This window comes from Listeria farberi, from assembly GCF_014229245.1.
Taxonomy (GTDB): Bacteria; Bacillota; Bacilli; order Lactobacillales; family Listeriaceae; genus Listeria; species Listeria farberi.
The window spans coordinates 175,065-202,039 of the sequence record NZ_JAARZJ010000001.1 but is presented as its reverse complement, the minus strand read 5'-3'; the positions used below and the strand labels follow the sequence as shown (position 1 = coordinate 202,039).

At 36.2% G+C, this 26,975-nt stretch carries 21 protein-coding genes and 1 riboswitch; of the genes, 1 reads left to right on the top strand and 20 read right to left on the bottom strand.

Features of this window, described 5'->3' with window-relative positions; translation table 11 throughout:
* Positions 1 to 12: 12 nt before the first annotated feature.
* The 8 genes from HCB45_RS00960 to HCB45_RS00925 all read right to left on the bottom strand — a co-directional run bounded on the left by HCB45_RS00960 (position 13) and on the right by HCB45_RS00925 (position 9,197).
* On the bottom strand, positions 13 to 1,029 hold the full coding sequence (locus tag HCB45_RS00960) for an NAD(P)H-dependent glycerol-3-phosphate dehydrogenase (RefSeq protein WP_185319141.1): 1,017 nt from the start codon (positions 1,027 to 1,029) through the stop codon (positions 13 to 15).
* Between the two features lie 22 nt (positions 1,030 to 1,051).
* The gene (gene der, locus HCB45_RS00955; RefSeq protein ID WP_003769459.1) at positions 1,052 to 2,362 is read right to left on the bottom strand and encodes a ribosome biogenesis GTPase Der; all 1,311 of its coding nucleotides are present in this window, start codon (positions 2,360 to 2,362) and stop codon (positions 1,052 to 1,054) included.
* A 143-nt stretch (positions 2,363 to 2,505) separates the two neighbouring features.
* Positions 2,506 to 3,651: a 30S ribosomal protein S1 gene (gene rpsA / locus HCB45_RS00950; protein ID WP_185319142.1), complete on the bottom strand. Its 1,146-nt coding sequence runs from the start codon at positions 3,649 to 3,651 to the stop codon at positions 2,506 to 2,508.
* Between the two features lie 359 nt (positions 3,652 to 4,010).
* Positions 4,011 to 4,685, bottom strand: coding sequence for a (d)CMP kinase (cmk, locus tag HCB45_RS00945; RefSeq protein ID WP_185319143.1), 675 nt, complete (start codon positions 4,683 to 4,685; stop codon positions 4,011 to 4,013).
* Between the two features lie 15 nt (positions 4,686 to 4,700).
* On the bottom strand, positions 4,701 to 5,663 hold the full coding sequence (locus tag HCB45_RS00940; protein WP_185319144.1) for an asparaginase: 963 nt from the start codon (positions 5,661 to 5,663) through the stop codon (positions 4,701 to 4,703).
* Positions 5,664 to 5,744: 81 nt separating this feature from the next.
* A complete protein-coding gene (locus HCB45_RS00935) occupies positions 5,745 to 6,470 on the bottom strand; it encodes a LysM peptidoglycan-binding domain-containing protein (RefSeq protein WP_185319145.1) in 726 nt (241 codons plus the stop codon).
* Positions 6,471 to 6,789: 319 nt separating this feature from the next.
* Positions 6,790 to 8,193, bottom strand: coding sequence for a RecQ family ATP-dependent DNA helicase (locus tag HCB45_RS00930; protein WP_185607873.1), 1,404 nt, complete (start codon positions 8,191 to 8,193; stop codon positions 6,790 to 6,792).
* Positions 8,190 to 9,197: a YpbB family protein gene (locus HCB45_RS00925; protein ID WP_185607872.1), complete on the bottom strand. Its 1,008-nt coding sequence runs from the start codon at positions 9,195 to 9,197 to the stop codon at positions 8,190 to 8,192. The genes HCB45_RS00930 and HCB45_RS00925 overlap by 4 nt, the downstream gene beginning before the upstream one ends.
* Before the next feature lie 153 nt (positions 9,198 to 9,350).
* On the opposite strand from HCB45_RS00925, the gene HCB45_RS00920 reads away from it, so the two are divergent.
* Entirely contained in the window at positions 9,351 to 9,575 is a 225-nt protein-coding gene (locus HCB45_RS00920) for a ferredoxin (RefSeq protein ID WP_185618475.1), read from the top strand.
* A 60-nt stretch (positions 9,576 to 9,635) separates the two neighbouring features.
* Here the strand turns inward: HCB45_RS00920 and lcp are convergent, their stop codons facing one another.
* The 12 genes from lcp to xerD all read right to left on the bottom strand — a co-directional run bounded on the left by lcp (position 9,636) and on the right by xerD (position 26,944).
* Positions 9,636 to 15,596 carry a putative cellulose-binding protein LCP gene (lcp, locus tag HCB45_RS00915; RefSeq protein WP_185618356.1) on the bottom strand — a complete coding sequence of 1,987 codons (5,961 nt, stop codon included), beginning with the start codon at positions 15,594 to 15,596 and terminating at the stop codon, positions 9,636 to 9,638.
* A gap of 443 nt (positions 15,597 to 16,039) precedes the next feature.
* Positions 16,040 to 16,651: a riboflavin transporter RibU gene (ribU, locus tag HCB45_RS00910; RefSeq protein ID WP_185319149.1), complete on the bottom strand. Its 612-nt coding sequence runs from the start codon at positions 16,649 to 16,651 to the stop codon at positions 16,040 to 16,042.
* A gap of 188 nt (positions 16,652 to 16,839) precedes the next feature.
* Positions 16,840 to 16,962: riboswitch (FMN riboswitch) on the bottom strand.
* 129 nt (positions 16,963 to 17,091) lie between these two features.
* Positions 17,092 to 17,610, bottom strand: coding sequence for an acyl-CoA thioesterase (locus HCB45_RS00905; RefSeq protein ID WP_185319150.1), 519 nt, complete (start codon positions 17,608 to 17,610; stop codon positions 17,092 to 17,094).
* 15 nt (positions 17,611 to 17,625) lie between these two features.
* The gene (locus HCB45_RS00900; RefSeq protein ID WP_185319151.1) at positions 17,626 to 19,416 is read right to left on the bottom strand and encodes an ATP-binding protein; all 1,791 of its coding nucleotides are present in this window, start codon (positions 19,414 to 19,416) and stop codon (positions 17,626 to 17,628) included.
* 97 nt (positions 19,417 to 19,513) lie between these two features.
* On the bottom strand, positions 19,514 to 20,230 hold the full coding sequence (locus tag HCB45_RS00895; RefSeq protein ID WP_185319152.1) for a response regulator transcription factor: 717 nt from the start codon (positions 20,228 to 20,230) through the stop codon (positions 19,514 to 19,516).
* A gap of 183 nt (positions 20,231 to 20,413) precedes the next feature.
* Positions 20,414 to 21,148 (bottom strand): pseudouridine synthase, encoded by a 735-nt coding sequence (locus tag HCB45_RS00890; RefSeq protein WP_003767596.1) that lies wholly within the window; start codon positions 21,146 to 21,148, stop codon positions 20,414 to 20,416.
* 2 nt (positions 21,149 to 21,150) lie between these two features.
* A complete protein-coding gene (gene scpB, locus HCB45_RS00885; RefSeq protein ID WP_185319154.1) occupies positions 21,151 to 21,747 on the bottom strand; it encodes an SMC-Scp complex subunit ScpB in 597 nt (198 codons plus the stop codon).
* Positions 21,744 to 22,493, bottom strand: a complete 750-nt coding sequence (locus HCB45_RS00880; RefSeq protein ID WP_185319155.1) for a segregation/condensation protein A — start codon at positions 22,491 to 22,493, stop codon at positions 21,744 to 21,746. Before HCB45_RS00880 ends, scpB begins: the two co-directional genes overlap by 4 nt.
* A 15-nt stretch (positions 22,494 to 22,508) precedes the next feature.
* Positions 22,509 to 23,819: a diaminopimelate decarboxylase gene (lysA, locus tag HCB45_RS00875; protein WP_185607870.1), complete on the bottom strand. Its 1,311-nt coding sequence runs from the start codon at positions 23,817 to 23,819 to the stop codon at positions 22,509 to 22,511.
* 181 nt (positions 23,820 to 24,000) lie between these two features.
* Complete coding sequence (locus tag HCB45_RS00870) at positions 24,001 to 24,819, bottom strand: purine-nucleoside phosphorylase (RefSeq protein ID WP_185319157.1); 819 nt, start codon at positions 24,817 to 24,819, stop codon at positions 24,001 to 24,003.
* An 18-nt stretch (positions 24,820 to 24,837) separates the two neighbouring features.
* Positions 24,838 to 26,022, bottom strand: coding sequence for a phosphopentomutase (deoB, locus tag HCB45_RS00865; RefSeq protein WP_185319158.1), 1,185 nt, complete (start codon positions 26,020 to 26,022; stop codon positions 24,838 to 24,840).
* A gap of 28 nt (positions 26,023 to 26,050) precedes the next feature.
* A complete protein-coding gene (xerD, locus tag HCB45_RS00860; RefSeq protein ID WP_185319159.1) occupies positions 26,051 to 26,944 on the bottom strand; it encodes a site-specific tyrosine recombinase XerD in 894 nt (297 codons plus the stop codon).
* Positions 26,945 to 26,975: the final 31 nt, after the last annotated feature.

Genomic DNA, 26,975 nt, shown 5'->3' with positions numbered 1-26,975 from the left:
TGGTTCCTTCTACTAAAATGATTCTTTTTCGATTTTCTTTTTACGACCCATTAATAAATCAACGGCTTCACGAGCATCTTTATTTTCAAATAAAATCGCATAAATCGATTCGGTAATCGGCATGTCAATATCTAGTTTTTTTGCCCAGCCATGTACTGCTTTGGCTGTTCGAACACCTTCAACGACCATACCCATTTTTTCTAAAACTTCATCTAGATTCTCGCCTTTACCGAGCATGTTTCCAGCTCGCCAATTACGTGAATGCACACTTGTACAAGTAACGATTAAGTCACCAATACCAGTTAGCCCGTAAAAGGTTTGTGGATTAGAGCCCACAGCAACACCGAGACGAGTGATTTCTGCCATTCCGCGCGTCATTAGTGCCGCTTTAGCATTATCGCCGTATCCAAGGCCATCAGAAATCCCTGCGCCAAGTGCGATAATATTTTTAAGCGCCCCACCAATTTCTGCCCCAATTACATCATCATTCGTATAAATACGTAAATTGTTATTAATAAAACGATCTTGCACGATTTCTGCCGCTTTCAAATCTTTACAGCTAGCACAAAGCGTCGTTGGGTGACGAAGAGCTACTTCTTCTGCGTGACTAGGACCTGAAAGAACTACAAGTGCTTTACGTTTTGCAGCATCTATTTCCTCTTCAATCACTTCCGACATTCGAAGGTTCGTTTCTGGTTCAATACCTTTACTTACATGCACTAAAATAGTTGGTTCTTTTAATGCTTCATTCAATTGTTTACAAACGATACGCATTGCATTTGTTGGAATAGCAATTACGACAATTTCAGCACCATCAATAGCTTCATCAAGTGATAATGTCGCTTTTACCTCAGTTGGTAAAATAATATCTGGCAAATAGTGACTATTCGTGTGCGATTCGTTAATTTCATTCACAATTTTATCTAAGTTTCCCCAAATAACAGGTTGATGATTATTATCAGCTAGGACAAGCGCAAGACCTGTTCCCCAACTTCCAGCGCCAAGAATAGCTACTTTTTTCTGTGTCATTGTATTTCCCCTCCTGAAAACTTTACTTCCGCTTACGAGCAATTACTCGAATCGGCGTACCATCAAACGGAAATGCTTCTCTAATCCGGTTTTCTAAGAAACGTTCATAAGAGAAATGCATTAGTTCTGGATCATTTACAAATACAACAAATGTTGGTGGTTTAACAGCCACTTGTGTTGTATAGAAGATTTTAAGTCGTTTACCTTTATCCATTGGTGATGGGTTCATTGCAACAGCATCACTAATAACATCATTTAGCATACTGGATTGTACACGCAGTGAATGGTTATCGCTTACTTGGTTAATGAGTGGGAATAGATTGTTTAAGCGTTGTTTTGTTTTAGCAGATACAAAAACAATTGGTGCATAGCTTAAGAATTGGAACTGCTCCCGAATATCTTCTGTCCATACATTGATTGTTTTTTCATCTTTGTTAATGGCATCCCATTTGTTTACAACAATAATAATTGCACGTCCAGCATCATGTGCATATCCAGCGATTCGTTTATCTTGCTCACGAATACCTTCTTCTGCATTGATAACCACAAGAACAACATCGGAGCGTTCAATTGCTCTCATTGCACGTAAAACACTATATTTCTCTGTGCTTTCATACACTTTCCCACGTTTTCTCATACCGGCCGTATCAATCATGACATAATCTTGACCATCAAATGTATAAGTTGTATCAATTGCATCACGAGTTGTGCCCGCAATATCTGAAACAATGACACGGTCTTCTCCAAGAAGTGCATTTAGAATAGAGGATTTACCAACATTTGGTCGACCAATCAAACTAAATTTCACTGTTTCATCTGGATATTCTTCCTCTTCTTCTTTTGGAAAATGAGCACGAACAGCATCAAGCATATCGCCAAGTCCTAGTCCATGTGAACCAGAAATTGGATATGGCTCACCAAAACCAAGAGAATAAAAGTCATAAATTTGATCTCGCATTTCTGGGTTATCTACTTTATTAATCGCTAAAACAATTGGTTTATTAGACCGGTAAAGAATTTTTGCTACTTGTTCGTCTGCATCGGTAACTCCTTCACGACCATTGGTAATAAAAATAATTACGTCCGCTTCATCAATTGCGATTTCCGCTTGTGCCCGAATTTGCTCTAAAAATGGTTCATCGGAAAGATCAATACCACCTGTATCAATAATGTTAAATTCTTTTCCAAGCCATTCCGCTGAATTATATATGCGGTCACGTGTCACACCGGGAACATCTTCCACTATGGAAACACGTTCACCAACGATTCTGTTAAAAATAGTCGATTTGCCAACGTTTGGACGTCCGACAATCGCTACAACTGGTTTTGCCATTATTTCACCTTCTTTTTTCTCGAATCCTATTTATCAAACTTTCTTTAGTTTATCAGTAAAACAGCTTACTGGCAATGAAAAGTTCGATTACAAAAATAAAAAGAGCCTATGGGAACAGTCTCCCTAGACTCTTTTCTAAACAATTATTTTTCGTCGTTTTGAAGACCTTTTAGTTTATCACCAATTAAATCGCTCATTTGGAATCCAGTATTTTCTTCTGGAAGTTCATAATCAGCTTCTTCAACTGGAGCATCTTGCAATTCTTTAATACTTAAAGATAAACGTTTATCAGCTTCATTTACTTCTAATACTTTTACTTCTACTGTTTGACCTTCTGAAAGGACTTCTTGAGGTGTTCCAATATGTTCGTGGGAGATTTGTGAAATATGAACCAAACCTTCTACCCCAGGGAAAATTTCCACAAAAGCTCCAAAAGTGACTAAACGAACTACTTTTCCTTCTAAAACAGAACCAACTGGCGCTTTTTCAGAAATACCATCCCAAGGTCCTGGTAAAGTTGCTTTAATAGAAAGAGAAATACGTTCATTTTCAGGGTCAATCCCGATAACTTTCACTTTCACTTTTTGTCCTTCTTCTAGTGCTTCTTGCGGTGTAGCTATATGTTTATAAGAAATTTGTGAAATATGAACTAGTCCATCTACTCCGCCGATATCCACGAAAGCACCAAAGTTAGCTAAGCGCTGAACAGTACCTTCGATTACATCGCCTTCTTTGATTTCATTTAAAAGGGCTTGCTTTTGACTAGCTTTTTCATTTTCCACCACAGCACGGTGACTTAAAATTACTCGATTGTTTTCTGGTTCAAATTCTACTACTTTGAAAGTAAGGGTTGTACCTTTATAATCTGCAAAATCTTCCACAAAATGATCTTCTACTAAAGAAGCAGGAACAAAAGCACGAACTCCAAGATCAACTACTAACCCGCCTTTAACAACATCACTGACAATTGCTTCGAACACTTCACCAGATTCAAATTTAGCTTTAATATCATCAGATGCTTTTTCTGCATCCACTTTTCTTTTGGATAAAACAAGTACATCATCTTCTACTTTAGTGACAATTAAATCAAGTGTGTCCCCTACGCTTACAACGTCAGAAGCTGTCTCCACATGTATATTGGAAAGTTCACTTATTGGAACGACACCATCAAGTTTGCTATCTGGAATACCAACATAAACTTGTTTATCTTCCACACTCGTAACTGTGCCAGTGACTTTGTCTCCTTCTTCAAAATTTCTAACTTCCACATCAAATAAATCTTCAGACATGTGTAGCCCTCCATTCGTTAGTCGAATTTTAGGAATTTCTAATTCAGAAGCAACTTTTCACGTTCGCTTCATCCGCTTGACTAGTTTTCCTCAATAGGCAATTTTTAATTAAATAAAGAAAAATAACAAATACACCCTCAGTAAAACTTATCTTCCAGCTAGAAAATCCTTTCAAGATACTTTTCACAAAGTAAAAAATCTCTCTTATAACATCCTACAAATCCAGACATTTGTCAAGCTCTTTTAAGGGGGTTAAATTGCCTATAGACCGTGAAATCGCTCACCTTGTTTAGAGTTTCACGGTTAAATTAAAAAAGTGCTACATTTCCATTTAGTTCTGAAAATGTAGCACTTTTCCATTAATTTTGGATTTTTTGTTCAGCAAGTGAAAGAATTTTATTTGCGACTTCATCAATTGACATCGATGTCGTATCTACTTCAATAGCATCGTCTGCTTTTTTTAGCGGAGAATGTTCCCGAGTATAATCTAAGTGATCACGTTCTTCAATTTCTTTCTTTAATTGATTTAAATCGCCTGCAAAGCCTTTAGCCATATTTTCTTTATAACGTCGTTCTGCTCGTTCTTCTACACTGGCTAATAGGAAAATTTTAAGTTCTGCATTTGGAAGCACAGCCGTCCCAATATCACGACCATCCATCACAATTCCGCCTTCTGTCGCAAAAACTTGTTGGCGTTCTTGAAGTGCTTCTCGAATAGCTGGATGTGCAGCAACGATAGAAACATGATTGGTTACTTCTAATGAGCGAATGACATCCGTCACATTTTCTTCATTTATAAATACTTGTTGCACTTCACCTGGCTCGAAACGGATCACTGTTTTTTTTAGTAAAGAATCAATTGCCATTTCGTCTTCATAAGCCACTTTATTTTTTAGCGCGATATAAGTAACTGCCCGGTACATAGCTCCCGTATCAATATAAACAAAACGCAATTTTTTTGCAACAATTTTTGCTACTGTACTTTTACCCGCTGCAGCTGGTCCATCAATTGCGATACATATTTTCTTAGTCATAAAATAAAACTCCTTTTATCTGAAATTGGTTTGATTAATCTCTTCTTGGGACGCTAATAGCACCATTAATTTCATCCGCGCTTTTTTACTATCATAATCTTTCCCTAAAATAACACCACGATTGTATAAATCAAATGTACTGCCTTCGTAATCATATGTAGTATAAACATTTCCTTCTTCCGCACTTGTCGTGATAACAACAGGAATTTTTGCTTCTAAAGCCCGAATAATTGCTGGCATCATTTTAGGAGCAACTTGTCCTCGTCCTACGCCTTCCAAGACAATTCCTGCAACACCAGTATCGATGGCTGCGTCTATAAATAAACTATCTGCACCAAGATAGCATTTGATAACTACTACTTCTGGTAAATCAAGCCGAATATCAAAACACTCATGTTCCAGTGGCTTTTGATAAAGGAATACTTGATCGTTATCTATAATGCCAAGATATCCAAACCCAAATGCGCTAAACCCTTGTATATTTGATGCATGCACTTTTTTTACATAGCGCGCGGCAAAAATACGCTCATTAAAAACTACTACTGTACCAGCTTGTCGTAAATTCACTTCACATGCAGTATAAATAGCATGGCGAATGTTCACGTAGGCATCTGTCCCTGGTTCTTCTGGCGCTCTTTGAGAACCAGTAACTACAATTGGTCTTGTATCCGTTATTGCAAGGTCAAGAAAATAGGCTGTTTCTTCAAGCGAATCTGTACCATGTGTTACAACAATGCCATCATACGTTTCATCCATAAAAATAGATTCTATTAATTGTTTTAAACTAATAAGGTCCGAAAGTGCAATATGCATAGAAGGGAGTTGAAAGGTGGAATAAATATCAATTTGGATTTCTGTGGGTAATTGGCATAATGCAGCTAATTCTTCTCCAGATAATTCCCCTGATGCAAGTTTTCCTGATGCTGTTTTTTTACTTGCAATCGTGCCACCTGTTGTAATAAGTGCTACTTTTGCCATAAATCATTTCCCCCTATCTTTTTCCATTAAAACAAACAAATGAGTCTCGGAAGCGTTTCCCAGACCCATTTAGTGTTGTTATTACTGCGGAATTGTTAAAACTGTACCAACAGGAACATTGTTATCACCAAGTCCGTTAGCTTGTTTGATTTTTTCCACGCCAGCAGCAGCTCCAGCTTGTCCATAGGCAGAACGCGCTATGCTATATAGAGTATCCCCTGCTTTAACTGTATGAGAACCTCCCGCTTTCTTTTGTGCTGCTTCTGTTGCGGCTTTTTCTTTTGCAGCTTTATCAGCAGCAGCTTTTTCTTCTGCGGCCTTTTCTTCTGCCGCTCTTTCTGCGGCAGCTTCTTGTTCTTTCTTAGCGGCTGCGGCTTTAGCAGCTTCATCTTCTTGCGCTTTTTTATCAGCAGCAGCTTTTTCTTCCGCGGCTTTCTTTTCCTCTGCAGCTTTTTTGTCTGCAGCAGCTTTTTCCTCTGCGGCTTTTTTAGCTTTTTCTTTTTCTTCTTTTGTTTTCGTGTTGTCGGAAACATTAACTGTCGATTCCGTTTCTGTTTTCACTTCGTTAGTTGATCCCATATTTTGTACTGTTACAAATACAATTACTATCACGATTGGAATTAATAGGAAAAACACAATTAATAAATTAAGCAGTGGGTATCTAAAAATAGTTTTCTTTTTTCCTTTTCTGCTATCAGAACGGGATAGCATCGGCGGTTCATTATTAAATTCGTCTTGTCCTTCAGAATTCATATCATAATCAGCCGGTTCTTCATATTCCCGTTTACTTTTTCTTGTTCTCGCCACTCAAAGTTCCTCCTTTAGTGCTTTCTACTATTATCCTATGCACTATTATTGGCACAGAGAAGTGTTACATAAGATGTTAATAAATGAAATACCTTTGAAATAATTATAACCATAAAAGCAATATACAACAACACTTAAACCGCTTTTTTAGTAGAAAAAACCAATAATCAGTATAATTTAGTACTTCTGGCATATAATTTTTTTCATTTCACACAGATTACTGAACAAAATAATAACAATTTTTTCACTATTAAACAAGTATTTTTTTTACAAAAAATGTGAAATAAGCTACTTTTTGTCAATTTTCGTAACTTACTATCTATTGAAGTAGATAAGATAAGTAATTTTCCCAGGTCAATATTTCTTTTGGACTTGTCTTTTCTTCTTTTTCAAAACTTATGGTAAAAGCACTATCTAAATCACAGCAATTTTCGGGTGTTACTTCTAGAGGGTTTTCTTCAAAATAACGCATTATATAGTTTCTACGGCACGATTCTGAATGTATATATCCAATAAATTGTTGTAAATTAGCTCTTTTCCAGCTTTTTCGATATTCCATTTTAGTCGTTAATTCTGTTGTTGTTAAACCACTTTTTTGGTAATAATCAATAAAGCGTTGTTCTGTTTCTGGGAGTGTTTTAAGCTGTTCTTTTGGTAGATGCATAAGGTTAACATCCGGTATATCTTGGTCTGCTAACTGCATTTGGATAAACTCATCTCCAATAGCATACAGTAAAATAGCAATACTTTCTTTTCCATCACGACCAGCTCTGCCAATTTCCTGCAAATAAGCTTCTATGTCTGCTGGCATATGGTAATGAATAACGAAGCGTATACTCGCCTTGTCTATTCCCATTCCAAATGCACTCGTTGCACAAATAATATCTAACTGTCCGTATACAAATTGTTGCTGAATCACAATTCTATCTTCCGTTTCCATATCGCCATGATAATAAGCAACACTTAAACCAAGTACTTCATTCAACTCTTTTGCAGTATTTTCTGCTAGTTTCTTACTAGAAAAATAAATAATACCAGGTGTTTTTAGCCTGGAAACTAGCTCATATAAACGTTCTTTTTTAGTAAGTTGATTAGAAAATTTTTCTACTTGCAAATAAATATTAGGCCGGTTAACAGAATAAATCACTTGTTCACAATCAGCTAGATGTAGCTGTTTTAATATATCTGCTCTAACTTTTTTAGTTGCAGTAGCTGTAAGTACCATCGAAACTGGAAATTTAGCCTCTTCAATAAACTGCCCAAGCATCAAGTAATCAGGTCGAAAGTCATGTCCCCACTGAGAAATACAGTGGGCTTCATCTATAACAAATAAGCTAATCTTTTGTTGTAGAAGCGTATTTTTAACAATTTTATTATTTAACATCTCTGGAGATAAAAATATAAACTTATATAAATGAATATTTGTAATGATTTGCTGTTTTTCTTCTTTCTTTAAAAAACTATTGAGCGCCGCCACACGTTTTTCCCCGTAAGCTCGCATTCTTTCCATCTGATCTTGCATAAGCGATAGTAGCGGAGAGACAATTAATACTAGTCCGTCCATTAGATGTCCCGCTAGCTGATAACAAACGGTTTTTCCAGTGCCAGTCGGTAGCATCGCGAAACAGTTTTTCTTTGCTAGTACTTTTTCAATTACTTCTTTTTGTCCCGGACGAAATTCCTCAAAACCAAGATAGGTCTTTAATTCTTGTTCTAAATTCATTGTTCGTCCTCCTTACTGACAACTGCTAAGCGGATTTGATAATAATCCAAATCTGGAAATGCAGCTTTTATGTCCCGAAGTAAATGCCAGTTTCTCGAATTAATTGCTTTGATTAATTCCTCCTCTGGTAAATAAGGAACTTTTGCTTCTTTCAAAGTAGCTCTAATTTCCACAAAATGATCTTGTATCGTACTTGTTTTTAAATTTCGGATCCGTTCAACCATCTCCAAATCCATTCCTTTTCCCCACAATATATAAGTTTTTATAGCTGAAGAAGTTAGGTTCATCAGTTCATTTGGTATTAAACTAGCTAAAAGCGGCCACTCCTCTTCGCTTTCTTTTATGGTAGCAAGCAACCGATGAAGTTCATGTAATACTTCAAAATAAACATCCCACTTCTCCACTTGATATTTAGTAGCAATTTGTTCTGTGGTATAACCCATTAGTTTCCCGCCGGAAAATCGTTCCACTAAAAATTCTGGTCTACTTACAGCTAAGCTATTAAACCACTTGATAAGTTCAATATATAATCTATCAGCAAGGTCATCTTGTTGCTTATTTTGTAACCAAATTTTGATAAATTGCTGTACTTTCTTATCGCGAATAACTGGTAAATAATATTTCTCTGTATGGTGTTTATTACTAACAACTTGAACTGCGAGTCGTAAATGTGCAAAGAAGGCAAAAACTTGTTGTTGAAAAGCAAATCCATGAAAGGAAGGATAACTCTTTTCAAACGAAATACTGGGCTTCTGTTCCACTTTATAGCCATTTTCAGTAACAGTAATTATACCTTGTCGCATTAATTCTTTAAGCCTTGTTTCTAAATACTTTAATTTCAAATTTGGTACTAATCCAAATAAATGCTGCATTTGAAAAAGATGCGCATCCTGAACAGCCTGACCAGTCCTTCTACCAGCCAAAATAGTATGTAAAAATGGCAATTTCCTAGGAGTAATACTCTTTTCTAAAATTGTCACGATATAATTATCAAGCTTATCCAAGACGTTTTCACCACCTTTTTTCTAACATTAATCATACCACAGAAACACCTGTTCTACATTACTTTTCCTGAAAAATCTTTATCAAAATATGGTACAATGGAAAAAGAAAAAATCTTGCTTCAAACTGTTATTTTAGAAAGGAAGCGTAGAAAATTGAAGTATTGTCTCGTTGAAAAAGACACTTGTATTGCTTGTGGTGCTTGTTCTATTCATGCTCCTGATGTTTTTGATTATGATACTGAAGGTCTTGCTTATAATATATTAGATAATAATACTGGAATAAAAGAAATTCCAGAAGACTTAGAGGAAATGGTGATGGATGCGGAATTTGCTTGTCCTTCGCTTTCTATTAAGGTTTCTGATAGACCATTTAAATAAATAGAAAAAGAGGAAGGCGCCCTACTTGAAGGGATCCTTCCTCTTTTGATGTCCTACGTGTTAATTCGAATTACGTCTTCTTTGTAAGAACATCAATAATACTAATCCAAGTCCAACCAAACTAATACCAGCCCAGAAAACCCATGGATTCTCTTGGTCACCTGTTTTGGGGATGAGTTTGATATCATCAGATGTAACCATATGTTGTGTATTATCTTTTATTGTTAACGAGCTATTTCCTTGTGCATTTGCTTGTTTAACCTCTTCTACTTGAATCGTCGCTGTTACTGATAACACTTGCTTGCCAGCATCTTTTGTACCTTCATTAGGATCTACCGAATACGTAACTTGGTATTTCCCAGCTTTATACGGATTGACATTGCCTTCTACCTTCACTTGATCAAATGAAATAGCTCGGCCGTCACGATCTAATGCTTTAATGAAATTATCTTGTGCATTCCAAGTGTCACCTGTTGTTAGAACGCTGTCTTTTACTATTAAAGTTGCATGGTTTTTCAAGACAGTTACTCTTGCGATAGCTTTTACACCATCATATAGATAGCTTATTTCGTAAGTGCCAGGTGTATTACTATTAACACTACCAGTGACAGTAATATCTTGGAAATCTATTTTTTCTCCATCTTTATTCGTAGCCTGGTCGAAATTATCTTTCGCATTCCAGTTACTTCCTGCGTAAAAACTGCTATCGTGAACTTTCACTGTAGTTTGTAATGGTTTCACAGTTATATTAATTGTGCTAGAGATACCATCATAGCTATAGGTTACTGTATAAACGCCCGGTTTTGTTGTATCAACATTGGTGTTAACAGTAATATTTTTCCATTCAACATCTTTTCCAGCTTTATCAATAGCTTTATCAAAGTTATCTTTTGCTTGCCACTTATCTCCTGCATAAATTACAGAACCGTGTGCTTGAATAGCTGTTTGTGGATTTTTCACTGTAACTTGAATCGTTTTCGTTAGACCATCGTATGCATAAGTTATAGTATAGGTCCCTGCCTGTGTTGTATCTACAGACCCAGTCACTTGCACATCATCAAATGATACAGAATTTCCGTCTTTATCACGAGCGCTGTCAAAATTGTCTGCAGCATTCCAATTATCATTAATATACAGAATAGAATCATGTGCATTAATAGCTGTTTTAATTTCTTTCACCGTTAGCGTAACCGTGGTTGATACCCCATCATAACTATAAGTGATTTGATAAGTGCCTGCTTGATGAATATTCACAGATGGATCTTCTTTTACTTTTACATCAGCAAAAGCAACTGGATTGCCATCTTTATCTACTGCATTATCAAAATTATCTTCTGCTGTCCAAGAATCCCCAACATAGATAGTAGAGTTATGTCCGTTAACACCTTTTTTATTTTCTTTTACAGTAACTGTAATCGTTTTTTCTACATTTTCATATTTATACGTAACTGTATATGTTCCAGCTTGTTTTGTATTTACTGTTCCGGTTACTGTAAGGTCGCTTAAACTCAATGCATTTCCAGTTTTATTCAATGCACTATCAAAATTATCTGCAGCACTCCAAGTATCGTTTGTATAAATGATAGAGTCATGTGCATTAACTTCTGTTAGATTATCTTTTACTTCAATCTTGGCTGTTTTTGTCATTCCTTGATAGGAATAATTGACTGAATAAATTCCAGCAGTGGTCGTATCAACTGATCCTGCTACTTGAATAGCTGCAAATGGCAATATTTCGCCTGTTTTATCAAGCGCACTATCAAAGTTATCTGAAGCAGTCCACGCATCTCCTACATATAAAATAGAATCGTGTACGTTAATTACAGTCAAGTCTTTTTCTACAGTCACTTGAATAATTACCTCTGCTGTTTGCCCATCTTTTGTTACTTGATACGTTAATGGGTAAGTGCCTCCTAGATTAGATGCTTCTTGAATAGCTTTTAATTGATTTTCATCTACTTGAAGAGAGTCAGTACTATCTTGCGCAGAAGAAAGTACACCTGTTTTTATTTCTTCAAAGGCAACCGCTTTTGCTAAATTAGTTGCTTCTGTTTCAGAAAGGTCAATCGCTTCTTTGTGTTCTAATGTGAAATCCATAGCGCCTAAAGTAATAGGTCCTTTTTGGTCCACTACTGCTTTTGAATTAGTTATATAAACAGGGGCAGTAGATTTTTTCTCTGTACCAAAAATATCTTTAATTGTGATGCTAAGATCTGTTGTAGCTATAGCTTTATCTCCAGCAGAAACCCCAACAATTATTCCAGAACCGTCACTAGCTGTGTCAACAGTTGCCACACTCGCATCTTTACTAGTCCATTTGTAACCATTTGATGGAGCTTGAATATTATGGAAAAATGAAGGTTCAATCGTATTTTCCGCCGCTTCTCCACTCGTTGCTTCCACTTTTGGTAAAGTTACTTTTAAGCTTTTACCTGCTTGTAGTGTTTTATCGCTAAGATTAACTTTTAAATCATTAGCAGGCGCATACTCCATATAACCAGCATTAATATTTTGTGAAGTTGGTTGTTCTGGATTAATTTCTTTTACCCAACCTTTGTCTGTACCCGTATTAGGTACCGTACTATTTATCGTATTATCTTGTCCTACTTTTTTCAAAGTAAATTGGTTACCTGCTCTGTCAGGGAATTTCACAGCATATTTTCCGTAAGCTAAACCTACATTGTAATTAAATGTGTATTTCCCATCTGCGTTTGTTTTAACAGTTACAGGATCTCCGTCCTTTAAGAAAGGTTCATAAGCAGAAGTAGATTCATTCCATTTATAAAGTTCCACTGTTTCGTTTGCAAGAGCCGTATCACCTTGCTCTTTTTCATATAAACCATTGGCATCTTTATCTTGGAACAGGAAACCACCTGCTTCTAAAATAACTAGCTCTGCCCCTACTTTAGTACCTGATAATGCTCCAGAATACGTATTTGTAGTTACACGATAATGGGGGTTGTACACATTACGCTCACTTATTTTATCTTCTTCTGTAGCAGAATTAAAGGTTTCATCTACTTTTAGCGGGACTTTGATTGTTTGTGATTCACCCGAATCAATCTGGGTTTTCACTCTGATACGTACCATGTTAACTTTTTCATAACTTGAAGGTGAAGAACTATAAACACTTTCTGACTCATAATTATCTGCATTTGCTTCTGTTGCATAACTAATTTCCAATTGTGCTTTTTGTTCATCAGTTAATGGTACCGCTCCATTTAGTTTCATATCCCATTTAAAGGCTTCTGATTGGAATTTAGAACCAAAGTTTTGTCCTGTCTTTGGAATTGGAACAAATACATCTAAAGCGCTTGTACTAGCACTAGAAGAGTTAGTTACTTTTACCATATAGTCTGCTTCCGTTCCAGGTGTGAAGTAAGAAACGGTACTCTCATCTCCATCCACGTAAGCTGCTTTTGTACCTTCATCAGCAACACTTAAGAAAGTTTCAACGCTAACTGTATCTTGTTTAGACACACTTAACATACTCGCTTTTGTAGAAAGCAGGTATTCTCTATCTTTACCATTTTGGTTAACATCTAATCCATTATCAGAAAACGAATTAGCTGAAATTGCTGAGTATACATTACTTCCGCCCCAAGCGAGCATTTTTTGGATGTCTGTTTGGATACTTTTATCTAACGTGACATCAAAAACAGTATCATATTCAATATTCAAATATTGTTTTTTAGCAGGATTCCCAACATATTCTCCTACTGTAGCATCTGTTGTTTTTAAAACATAAACTTTATCACCATTCAAAGCTGATTTTTCTTCCATAGAAAAATCTACTTCTTCGTCGTCTTGATTATATAATTTAATGGATCCTGGCTTAATTTTTGCCCCTTCAATTTGGCGTAAATATATTTCTGGGTCATTCAAGACGGTTCTCGTTCCAAATGGGTAACCATGTAAAACTAGTGATGCTTTAGTAGTTAAAGTATCGCCAGCTTTTGCAGTTTTAACTTTAGTTCCTTCTTGATTATAAAAACTAGCGGAACCATCTACTGCAGATGAAACATTATTTGATACGATATAGGTGGACACACCATTCACTTTGGTGTTCTCTTCGTCTCCCGCATCCCATACATTTACATTAAAATCAACTGTTTTAATACCAGGTTTAACAATCCCATACGAAAGTGAAGATGTAGAAGTAAATGCAGCAGTGGGATCAATATTTGTATAACCTACAGAGAAATCTCCTACATTGGCCTTAACCTCAGTAAAATATTCTCCTGGTTGCAAACCAATACCTGCAGCTGTCATTGTTACCATCTTATTAGCATTTGTTTTAGGCAACGAACCTTCATAAGTTCGATAAGTTGAATTAAGGTTCGTTTTATATTGTACATCTGTCACTTTATTTCCGGATAATGTTCCATCACAAGGTAAATTGACAGTATAAGCTTCCCAATTTTCATCGAATTTAATTTGATACATTTGGTTTTTTTTAACACCAGCGGAGTTTTTGTTATTAATTTGAACATGTCCACCCCATGATTCATTATCTGGGTTTATATAATGATTTCTTGGTAAAACGGACATAATATTCTCCGTTTCTTCTACGACTGTGCAAGTATCTTTCTCAGCTAGAGTTGTCATATCGCTAACGTTATTTGTTAGAGCATCTGTTTCAAATACATTATTGTCATAAGTTGTAATTACTGCATGAGGCACTTTATTAGTGGTATAAGTACCTGCTTTCGTACCCTTTGGCACCTTATATTTTACTGCATATATAGTACCTGGCGAGCTGGGAAAATTTTGCTGATTGCAATCAATTACTACTTTATTTTCTTCAGGATAGGGAGTAATAGTTCTATCAGCAGTATTTTCCAATAACGACTTAGATTCATTTACCACTCCAACGTATTCCATTCCTTCTGGATAGTAAAGAGTTACGGAGACATGTTTAGGAACAAAAGATTTTGATCCACGACCATCTTCTTGAACTATACTATTTACAACAGAGTAACACTTCGTATAGTTAAAAGAATCTTCTGTATCTGTACTAGCTGTCACACTTGACAAAGTCGCAGTAGAATACCAATTTCTAAACATTGTCTCTACATGACTTTGCTCTGCGGCACCAACTACATTTCTCCCCTCAGCATGAATAGCTTGTTGGGCTGAATCAACTGGCGTACTCTCATCTCCCTCGAATGTTTCTACTTTAATTGGTGATTTTATATCTGTCGTCCCATAATATTTTACTGCATCAACTCGTACAGAAAAACTAAAACTCACCTTTTCTGTACCTGGTTCTAAAGTGTAACTAACCGTTCCATATGTTGCTTTACCGTATGTTGATTCTTTACTTGGAACAGAAACTGAACTAATCGCACTCCCTAATGGGTCGCCCGTATTTAAATAATTCAAAACTCCTGTATCTACATCATTTGTCGCTGAATAGTTGCTTGGAACTGGAATAGAAACAAACCTCATGCCATCTGGCAGAGTAAAGTTTAATTTCTTTTGACCAGAAGTATTGTCATCAAATGATGCCGTAACATTAACTTCTTTGATTTCTCCATTCTTCCAAGCACTACCATCATAGTCGGGAATTTCTAGGGTAACATTAGATTCACTCGACTTAAGAAGATTTTTGTTAACGTCCGTCTTATTTTCATCGACTAAAATCTCGCTTACTTCATAAGTCGCTTTAAACGTTTTATTTTCTTGATATTGCCCATCTTGTTTTTCTTGATAAGTGATAATAAAATCAATCGGACCATTTTTTTCCGCAGTGAATTCTGCTTCTTGTCCCTCTGTTATCTGCTTATCAGGTGTTTCAATACTTACAATTTTTACTTCTTCGTTAGACGGAGTTGCTTTTATTTTAAGTTTAGCGCTTTTTTTGTCAGCTGAAAGCTCTTTCTGGACTTCATATGAAAGCGGCTCCTCATTTCGCTCTTCTGCAAAAGCTTGAAAAGATGTTAAATTAAGCTGGCTGATTATTAATAAACTCGTTATTAATAATAAAAATAAACGTCGAATGTTTAATGATTTCACCATATATATAACTCTCTCCTTCTCTGGATGTTGTTGTCTTTTGAATCTCCAAGGCACAAATAAATAGTAACAAACGATTTCATATACTGTATATATACTTAAGGTATCTTGTTCAAAAAAGCCGCACTATCAGCAATTCCATTCAAACATCCGTCACACTTCAAACACTTTTCCGACACATTTAAGACACATTTGAGTGGTAAGTACTATTATTAGCGAAACCAAAAATACCAGCGGATTACTCACATTTTCATTAGTTTTATGCAACAAGCCGATTGGAAGTGTTTTATATGTACAAAAGTTATATATCGTCATATATAATTACATTAAAATACTATAAAAAAATTAGGCTACTAGTTTCCTATAATTGAAGGAAACTAGTAGCCTAATCTAAATTTTTTCATTTTCATTATGCGATACAAACTCTAGGTAGTTATGGGTAATTGCTATTGGTTAATCTCTTGCTGTCTTTTTTCAAATTTGCGACGTTCTTTCACAGTTTGATTTTTAGCAATCCATTTTTTAAGTCTAGAGTATAGTAATAAGAATACAGCACTAACGATGACTCCTTTTAATAAGCTAAATGGTACAATCGTATAAGTGACTAACCAAGCAACATCTGTATCCGCTGGAAGTCCACCAAGTTTAATATAAAATGGTAATAATACAAAATAATTAAATACCACCATTGCGCCTGTCATTACTAATGTTCCAACTGCTGTTGAAAGCACCATTCCTTTTGTCGAGCGGAACCAGTGAAATAAATAATAAATCGGTAATACATAAAAAATACCATTAATAAAATTGGCTAATTCTCCAACCGGAACTCCAACTGGACTACCGGACACGATATAAAGTAGGACATTTTTAATTAATTCTACTAAAATCACCGCGAGTGGTCCGAATAATAAGCCACCAATTAAAGCTGGAATATCACTAAAATCAAGCTTTAAAAATGGTGCACTTGGTAGTAACGGAAATTGTAGCATCATTAAAACAAATGCTAAAGTGCCAAGAACCGCTACACTTACAAAAACTTTCATTGAATAATTCTTCATTGTCATTTCTCCCTTGATGTTCACCAAGAAGCGAGTGACATCACTTGACGATTGCAACCCAAGCAAATAAAAAACCTCAACTAAAAAAGTTGAGGGAGAGTTTGTGATTTAATAAACAAGCGCTAAATACTCAAATAAGCATCACAGCTTGCTAACACATGCTCGTGAAGACAAACGAAAAGGTCTGTCAACATCTTCTCCCATCCAGACTATACTGTCGGTCCTGGAATTACACCAGAGTCAACTGCTAAAAAAGCAGATCGTGGACTTTAACCACCGGTCGGGAATTGCACCCTGCCCCGAAGATGAACGAATATTTTATTACAATTTTTATTTTACCATGAAAAAATTTTTTCGCAAGTCCTTTTGTATATTTTTTCACGTAAGCGCTTTCTTTTGTTTGTTAATAAAAACCAGCCAATCAGCTGGTTTTTATTAACTCACCAAGGAATATTTGTAGACAACGATTCCGCTAATGATTGGTTTTCTTTTAAACGAATTTTACGGGCAATGCTTCTTGCTTCGGCCCCAGCATGGATTCTTTTTTGTTCATCAGTTTCTGGTTCAACTAGAGGTACTTCCACCGTTTTGCCATCTTTGTCTAGCGCGACAAAAGTTAAAAAAGATGTAGCTGCTAGATAGCGTTCTCCTGTTTTTAAATTTTCTGCAATGATTTTAACGAAGATTTCCATCGAACTTCTACCTGTTGAAGCCACATAGGACTCTAAGCAAACAGAGTGGTCGTTTTTAATTGGCTTTAAAAAATCCACCGAATCTGTCGAAGCTGTTACAATTTCTGTTCGACAGTGACGAGATGCACTGATAGAAGCAGTATCATCAATATAAGTCATTAATCTTCCACCAAAGAGTGTATTATGATTATTTGTATCGGATGGAAACACCCGACTAGTTTTAATTACTAAAGATTCTTTACAATATTTTGTTTGTCTTTTTTCCATGATTTTCGCTCCAATCTATTTATATAGCGGCAAGGTAATGATAAAGTCTGACCCTTTACCCAATACGCTTTCTACAGAAATTTTGCCGTTATGGGCTTCTACGATATTTTTTACAATTGCAAGACCAATTCCTGTACCTACAGCTTTTCCGCGTTTTCTCGCCTTGTCTACTTTATAGAAACGCTCGAATAAGTAGGGAATGTCCTCTTCTGCAATCCCGCTACCATTATCAGACACTGTAATGACGAGATTATTTTTTGTTTCGTCAATAGTTTGTTTTAAAGTAACTTTTCCAGCATACCCCTCTTTTCCGGTATGACGGATAGCATTCATAATTAAATTAATTAATACTTGCTCCATCCGGTCGGGATCATAAGAATATTCTAGATCTGGTGTTTCCAGTTCTAAACCAAGTTCTACAAAGTTTTCTTTTGCAAGCACATCAAAATTAGCAATAACTTTTCGTAGTAATGGAGCTAATAGTAATTTTTGATTGTCCATTTGATTAAAACCGGCTTCCATTCTTGCAAGGTCGAGCATATCATTAACCAATCGACCAATACGAAGGGATTCGTCATAAATAATTTGTGCAAATTCCCGAACTTCTTCATCCGACTGAGCAACTCCATCGATAATTGCTTCACTGTATCCTTGAAGCATAGAAATAGGCGTTCTAAGCTCATGTGACACATTGTTGACAAAATCACTCTTCATTTTCTCAAGTTGCTTCTCTTCTGTCATATCACGAATAACCGCAACAATACTTCGAACATGCTCACCTGTATATAACAACGTCAAAATTGCTACATACGTCCGGTCAGAAAAAGTTATTTCGCCCACTTGCGATTCTTTCTTTTCTAATGTGTCATTCAATAAATTATTTAAAGCTGTTGGTATCAGTACTTTTTCTGTATTTTCAGGCGAGAAAAACCAATTATGTAAAAATTCTTCTGCTGGTGGATTACTTAAAATAATTGTTTTGTCTACACTAAATTTAATTACCCCATCCGCCATTCCTACTAATATGTTAGATAATTGCTCTTTTTCTTGACGAAGGGCGCTAATATTATATTTTAATTGTTTGGCCATATCATTAAAAGCTACTCCCAGTTCACCTATTTCATCATGCGTGTAAGTTGGCACACGATTATCGAAATTCCCTTTTGATACAGCTATAGCGATTTTTTTCATTTCACGAAGAGGAAAGGCCATTCTAGATGAGAAGACAAAGGATAAAATGGAAGTAATAATGATAGCTATAATACCCGAAACAATAAGCGTTCTCACTGTTTTTTGATTCACTTTTAAAATATCATGGTATGATTGATAAACATAGACAACACCCGATTCTCCATTACTTAAAACAAACTTCTGCGCTGAAATTTCGACAGGTAAGGAGCTGTCTTTTGTTTTGAAATTATACTTCATCGTAATACTGTTGTCTTTTTCCAAGGCTTTATCTAACGTTTTATCTTGAACAAGTTTATTTGCAGATACGCTAGAAATTGTGTCAGGAGACTGAGATTGATAAATATTTTTTCCGTTTTCTTCAATAATGACGCCCATCGTATTATCAAGTAATGTCAGTGCGGAATCATTATTATTTTTAGTGGAAATAACTTCATCGTTTTCTTTCATAATTGTGATAATACTTGATGTGGTATCTTCTAATTCTTTTGTAATATGAGCAATATTATTTTTTTCATAAATCATTGCCACTAAGAATCCAGATATAACTAAAATCCCAATCAATAATAAAATGATTGTACTCCATATTTTGCCAACGATACTATTCCAAATCTTCATCTATCTCACCTCACTTCACAAAAAAATAACGAACAAAGCACGTGCGGCATAACACTTGCCGATTAAACGTCTTTGCCCGCTATCTTAATATTCGTTATTAATCTTCTGGAACTTCAAATTTATAGCCAAGACCCCACACAGTAACAATCATTCTAGCAGCGTCCTCAGATACATCATGTAATTTTTCACGAAGACGTTTTACGTGAGTATCAATTGTACGCAAATCACCAAAGAATTCATAACGCCACACTTCTTTTAAAAGTGATTCACGGTCAAAAACTTTATCTGGAGATTTAGCTAAATAATAAAGTAAATCGTATTCTTTTGGTGTTAGGCCGATTTCTTTTCCATCCACAATAACACGATGCGCCTCATTATCAATTTTCAAATGCGGAAATGTAATAATGTCTCCTGGTGTACTTCCAGCTGTTTCATCAGAAGATTGTTTTGCACGCCGAAGAACAGCTTTAACTCGTAGCACTACTTCCCGTGGACTAAATGGCTTAACGATATAATCATCTGCACCTACTTCAAATCCTTGCACACGATTAGCTTCTTCACCTTTCGCGGTCAACATAACAACTGGTGTAGATTTAAACTCTCTTAATTCACGACAAACTTCAATACCATCTTTACCTGGCATCATTAAATCTAGCAGAATTACTTCATAATTGTTGTTCAGTGCCATGTTTAATGCTTGGTCACCATCACCAGCTTCTTCAATTCGATAGTTTTCTCTTTCAAGATACATCTTAAGAAGGCGTCGTATCCGGTCCTCATCATCCACAACAAGCACTCTAACTTGTTCACTCATAAGTACTCATCCCCTAACTATCATTTACATAAAACGCATCACTTAAATTCAGTTAATTAAATGGAATTTCTCGTACCCACATACGGGAAACCACACAATTGCCTATACCAAATTTACTACGATTTAAATTATACATGTTTTTCACAAAACACGCTATCAGAAAGTATATTTTATCTTGAAATGTTACTTTTTATTCTTGCCAAATCTTGCTTCTGTTTTTAATTGTTTTACTTCATGATGGGATAATTCTCTTCTTTCACCTGCATTTAAACCACGTAAATTCAAGAAAGAATATTCTTCGCGCGCTAATTTTTGTACTTCAAAACCAACTGCTTCGAACATTTTACGAACTTGGCGATTTCGTCCTTCATGGATAGTGATTTCAACAATTGCTTTATCTTTTGCTTTGTCAGAAGAACGTACTTTTACTTTTGCAGGAGCAGTTTTGCGACCATCGATAACAACTCCGCGCTCTAGCTCACGAATAACTTCTCGTTCTGGAATTCCTTTAATGCGAGCAATATAAGTTTTGGAAACTTCATTTTTAGGGTGCATAAGTAAGTTTGCAAAGTCACCGTCATTTGTCATTAACAGTAAACCAGATGTATCATAATCAAGTCTTCCTACTGGGTAAAGACGTTCTGGAATATCTGTAAAATAATCTGCTACGGTTGTACGACCTTTATCATCAGTTACAGCAGACACCGTGCCTCTTGGCTTATAAAATAGAAAATAGCGGTGTTCTTCTTTAGTGAGCTGAATCCCTTCAACTTCAATTCGTTCTGTTCCGGTGACTTTGACACCGAGTTCTGTAACTACTTTTCCATTTACTGTTACTTTACCTTCTTGAATAAGTTTCTCTGCTTTTCTTCTAGAAGTTACTCCTGCATTTGCAATCACTTTTTGTAAACGTTCCATTCTTATTCCTCCTCCTGTTCTTTACTTTGGTTAAACCGGTCAAAAAACAGGTCCATTTCACTTTGGTCTGGGTCTTCTGCTTCTGGGTCAGCAAGCTTTGGCAAATCATCTAAAGAATTAAGCCCGAAAGCATCCAAAAATTCACTTGTCGTTACGTATAATTTGGCGCGACCAGCCCCATCTACGCGACCTTTATCAGTAACCAATCCTTTTGCAACAAGTGTTCTAATTGGTCCATCCGTTTGTACACCGCGAACTTCATCTACTTCCATTCGAGTCACAGGTTGGCGATACGCAATAATTGCCAACGTCTCTAAGGAGGCTTGTGATAAAACCGTATTACTAGGAACTTCCACTAATTTACGTAAAAAATCCGCATGTGCTTTTTTCGTAGCTAATTGGAAAGTGCCAGCAAGTTCTAATAAAATTAGCCCTCTATCTGCATTTTCATTATATCGTTCACTTAAAAGCTCTAATAAATTGAGCGCTTCAATATGCGTAATTTCCATGACTTCTGTTAATTGCTCTGTGGAAAGTCCTGCATCTCCCGCTGCAAAAAGCAAGCTCTCTAATATACCTAATTGTTCTTCTCTGTTCACGATAATTCTTCCCCTTTACCTTGCACATATAAATCCGCAAAACTTGCAGATTGCTCGACTTCGACTAATTTTCGTTTCATTAACTCAAGTAATGCCAAAAATGTTACGACAAGTTGTTCTTTAGTTTGTTCTTCAAATAATTCATCAAAACGTAAACGGTGATTTTCTTGTTGATGTAGTTTTCCGAGTACGGAATTCATTCTATCATCAATTGAAATTTCTTGGGTTGTAATTCTTGTATGCAGTGGTTTATTTAATTTCTTGCGTCGTAACATTTTGTTAAAAGCACTTAACATATCATTTAATGATACATCAAGTTCTGCCACTTTAGTCCCATCATCGTACTCGGCCAAATCCATTGGTGGTTTACTAAAATAAAAGCTCCGTTCAGCTTCTTTTTCCTTTAGTTCTTTTGCGGCTTCTTTAAATCGTTTGTATTCCATTAATTTTTCAACTAAAGCATCACGTGGGTCTTCTTCCTCTTCTAGTGTATCATAATCAATTTCAAGTTCTTGTTTTGGAAGGAGCATTTTACTTTTAATGGCAAGTAAAGTAGCAGCCATTACCAAATATTCGCTTGCAATATCTAGTTCCATCTCTTGCATTGTATGAACAAATTCCATATATTGGTCCGTAATTTCTGCCATCGGAATATCATAAATATCCACTTCTAATTGACCAATTAAATGAAGTAGTAAATCAAGCGGACCTTCAAAAGCTTCTACTTTAAAATTCATTTCTACCATGTTTGTCCCGCCTTACTATAATGAAAGATCATTTTGCACTAAATTTTCATAAGTTTCGCGGGCAACGATTAATTTATCCATTCCGTTTTCCACAAAAACTACTGGTGGTCTTGGAATACGGTTATAATTACTTGCCATCGCATAACCGTAAGCTCCGGTACAAAAAACTGCTAAAATTTCGCCAGCATTTGATTTTGGTAACGGTAAATCCCAAATTAACATATCACCAGACTCACAACATTTCCCTGCAATGGCCACTGTTTCTTCTGCGAATTTTTCTGGATTTGCTGCAAGAACAGCATCATAATGTGCGTCATATAATGCTGGACGAATATTATCCGACATTCCCCCGTCTACTGCAATATAATTCCGAATACCTGGAACTTCTTTACGAGATCCAACTTTATAAAGCGTCGTTCCTGCTTCACCAACAAGTGAACGACCAGGTTCAATCCAAATTTCAGGAATAGCAATATCATTACTATTAGCAACATCGCGCACTTCATCCATAATTTGACGCACATATTCACTTGGTTCGAGCGGCTCATCTTCAGCAGTATATCGAACACCAAAACCACCACCAAGATTAAGAACTTTAGAATCAAATCCCAGAGTTTGGTGCCATTCCACTAATTTATCCATAATACGACGTGCTGCGAGCTTAAAACCCGTTGTTTCAAAAATTTGTGAACCAATATGACAGTGTAAACCAATCAAATCAAATGATGCACTTGCATGAAGCACTTGTTTAATCGCTTTTTCTGCCTGACCATTCGTGAGTCCAAAACCAAATTTTGAATCGTCTTGTCCAGTTAAAATATAATCATGTGTATGCGCTTCTATCCCTGGAGTCACGCGAATTAAAACGGAAGCTTTTTCGTTTCGTTCTATTAATATATCTTCTAATAAACTAATTTCATAATAATTATCAATAACAAAGCATCCGATGCCATAATCAAGTGCCATATGTATTTCTTCTGCACTTTTATTATTTCCGTGAAAGTGAATTCTTTCAGGAGGGAAGTTCGCTTTAATAGCTGTATAGAGTTCGCCACCCGATACAACATCAAGAGACAAGCCTTCTTCAGCCATCAACTGATAAATCGCTACAGCTGAAAATGCTTTACTTGCATAAGCTACTTGTGCTTTTACACCTAATTCTTCAAATGTTTTCTTAAATCCTCTTGCACGGTCACGGATTAGCGCTACATCATAAACGTAAAGTGGTGTACCGTATTTTTCAGCCAACTTTAAAGTGTCCACCCCACCAATTTCGAGATGTCCTTCTGCATTTACATTCATTGTTCCAAGCCGTTCAAACGTCACGCCAATCCCACCTTTACATTATAGATTTTTAAAAGTTCTTTTATATAGTAGCATACTAAGAAGCCGAGCGACAATAACTATCTGAAAATATTATCAAATACGTAAAAAACTCAGCCCCAATCCATTATCTTCTTACTTCAGAAAATAATAAATTGGGGCTGAGATTAACGACCAATTTTTTTTAAGAAATTTTAGCAACAATTGCTTTTACATATTGTAAAAACGTGCTACGAACTTGATCCGTTGTTTCAATCACTTCTGTATGAGAAAGTGGTTGGTCAAGAATTCCCGCTGCCATATTCGTAATACAAGAAATACCAAGCACTCGTAACCCAGCATGGTTTGCAACAATTACTTCTGGTACGGTTGACATCCCAACAGCATCCGCTCCAAGCGTTCTCATCATTTGAATTTCAGCAGGAGTTTCGTATGTAGGACCGCTAAATCCAGCATATACACCTTCACGAATCGTTAAATCAAGTTCTTGTGCAATTAACCTAGCATCGACACGTAAAGCCAAGTTATAAGCTTCTGACATATCTGGGAAGCGAGGGCCAAAATGTTCATCATTTGGTCCAATAAGCGGATTAGTACCAGTAAAGTTAATATGGTCAGAAATTAACATTAAGTCGCCAGCGGAATAAAGTTCATTGACACCACCCGCAGCATTAGTAACAATAAGTAATCCAACACCTAGTTCTTTCATTACACGAACAGGGAAAGTAACATCTTGCATAGAATATCCTTCATAAAAATGGAAACGACCTTGCATAGCCACTACTTCTTTTCCTTCTAATTCACCAAAAACGAATTGTCCAGCATGTCCTTCTACTGTAGAAACAGGAAAATGTGGAATCTCGCTGTAGGATAGTTTTGTTGGATTATTTACTTCATCTGCTAATACACCTAGACCCGATCCAAGAATTAAACCAATTGTTGGCGTTCCAGTGTAACTTTCTCTAATTTTCGCAACAGCTTCATTTACTTTTACTAAACTCATTGTTGTTCCTCCTCTTTCCTATTTCAAATCTTTTAAGAAACTTTTTCCATATTCGGGCATCTTCACATTAAAATTATCCGCTACAGTTGCACCAAGGTCAGCAAAAGTTTGGCGTAATTCTAGTTCAGAACCTCCGTTTTTAAAGCGCGGTGAGTATACAAGTAAAGGCACAAATTCACGCGTGTGGTCTGTTCCAGTGTACGTTGGGTCATTTCCATGATCTGCTGTAATAATTAATAAATCATCATCTGTTAATTTTTCTATTACTTCTACTAATCGTCCATCAAAATCAACAAGTGCATCCGCGTAACCTTGAGGATCACGACGGTGGCCGAACAGCGCATCAAAGTCTACTAAATTAAGGAAACTCATACCATTAAAATCTTTATCTAATACATTGATAAATTGGTCCATTCCATCCATGTTTGATTTTGTACGGATAGATTCAGTTACACCTTCACCATCAAAAATGTCCGAAATTTTACCAATCGCAATCACATCTTTACCACCATCTTTTAAAGCATCCATTACAGTTGGTTTAAAAGGTTTTAGGGCATAATCGTGACGGTTCGGCGTTCTGACAAACGCACCAGGTTCACCAACAAATGGACGAGCAATAATACGACCTAGCATATACGGGTCATCTAATGTAATTTCACGACAGAATTCACAGATTTCATATAGCTCCTCTAAAGGAACAACATCTTCATGCGCAGCGATTTGTAATACAGAGTCAGCAGAAGTGTACACAATTAGCGCACCTGTTTTAACATGTTCTTCCCCAAGTTCAGCCATAATTTCTGTGCCACTAGCTGGTTTATTACCAATTACTTTACGACCTGTTTTTTCTTCAATTTGGTTGATTAAATCGTCTGGAAATCCATCAGGGAATACACGGAAAGGCGTATCAATATAAAGCCCCATAATTTCCCAGTGACCTGTCATTGTATCTTTTCCGTTAGAAGCCTCTTGCATTTTTGTATAATAAGCAAGCGGTTTTTCAGCTTTTTCAATTCCTTCGATTTCACGGATATTGGATAATCCTAATTTGCCCATTTCAGGCATTTTTAGGCCGCCAACGTGTTTTGCAATATGACCAAATGTATCCACATCAAAATCACCAAATTTAGCAGCATCTGGTGCTTCTCCAATACCAACTGAATCCATTACAATAACGTGTACTCGTTTAAATTTATCTGGCATATTTACTCATCCTTTTCAACTTTATTTTTTAAGCACGCGGGTGAAATTGTTTGTAAACATCTTTAAGCCGCAGTTTTGTTACGTGGGTATAAATTTGTGTGGTGGAGATGTCGGCGTGTCCAAGAAGCTCTTGCACCGACCTTAAATCAGCCCCGTTTTCAAGTAAATGAGTGGCAAATGAATGACGCAATGTATGCGGTGTAATCGGCTTTTCGATGCCCGACTCCTTCGCGATTCCTTTTAAAATTTTCCAGAATCCTTGTCTTGTCAGTCCTTGCCCGTGGTGATTTAAGAACACAAAATCATTACGGTATTTCGGCCTTCTAAGTTTAGGTCTTGCTTCATTTAAATATTGTTCCAATACAGTGGTTGCTGTTTTTCCAAGCGGGATAATTCTTTCTTTATCACCCTTACCAATTGTTTGAATAAAGCCCATTTGAAGATGTAAATCATCCATTTTAAGCTTTACAAGTTCTGTTACACGAAGTCCCGTCGCGTATAAAATTTCTAGCATCGCTTGGTCTCTGAGTCCGAGCGGAGTACTAGTATCTGATGAACTAAGTAATTTTTCTACATCATCTAAGTTTAATACTTTTGGTAGGCTTTGCGCTTGTTTGGGTGTTTCAATTTGAATCATTGGATCATGAGCCATTTTTCCATCGTGCATTAAATAATGAAAAAAGGACCTCAGTGAAGCAATATAACGTGCAACGCTTCTTGGTGATTTTCCTTCTTTTCTCGCGAATGCCATAAATCCAACTATATCATTTCGTTCGAGTGTATTCGGGTCCGTTAAAGTTCTAGAAGTCTCCATGTATGAAACAAAATAGTGTAAATCTCGTTCGTAAGCTTTTATTGTATTCGCGGATAAGCCTTTCTCCACAATTAAAAAGTGTAAAAAATCATCAATCAAATCATTCATAAGCATTTCCTCCACAAATCCTATTCTATCA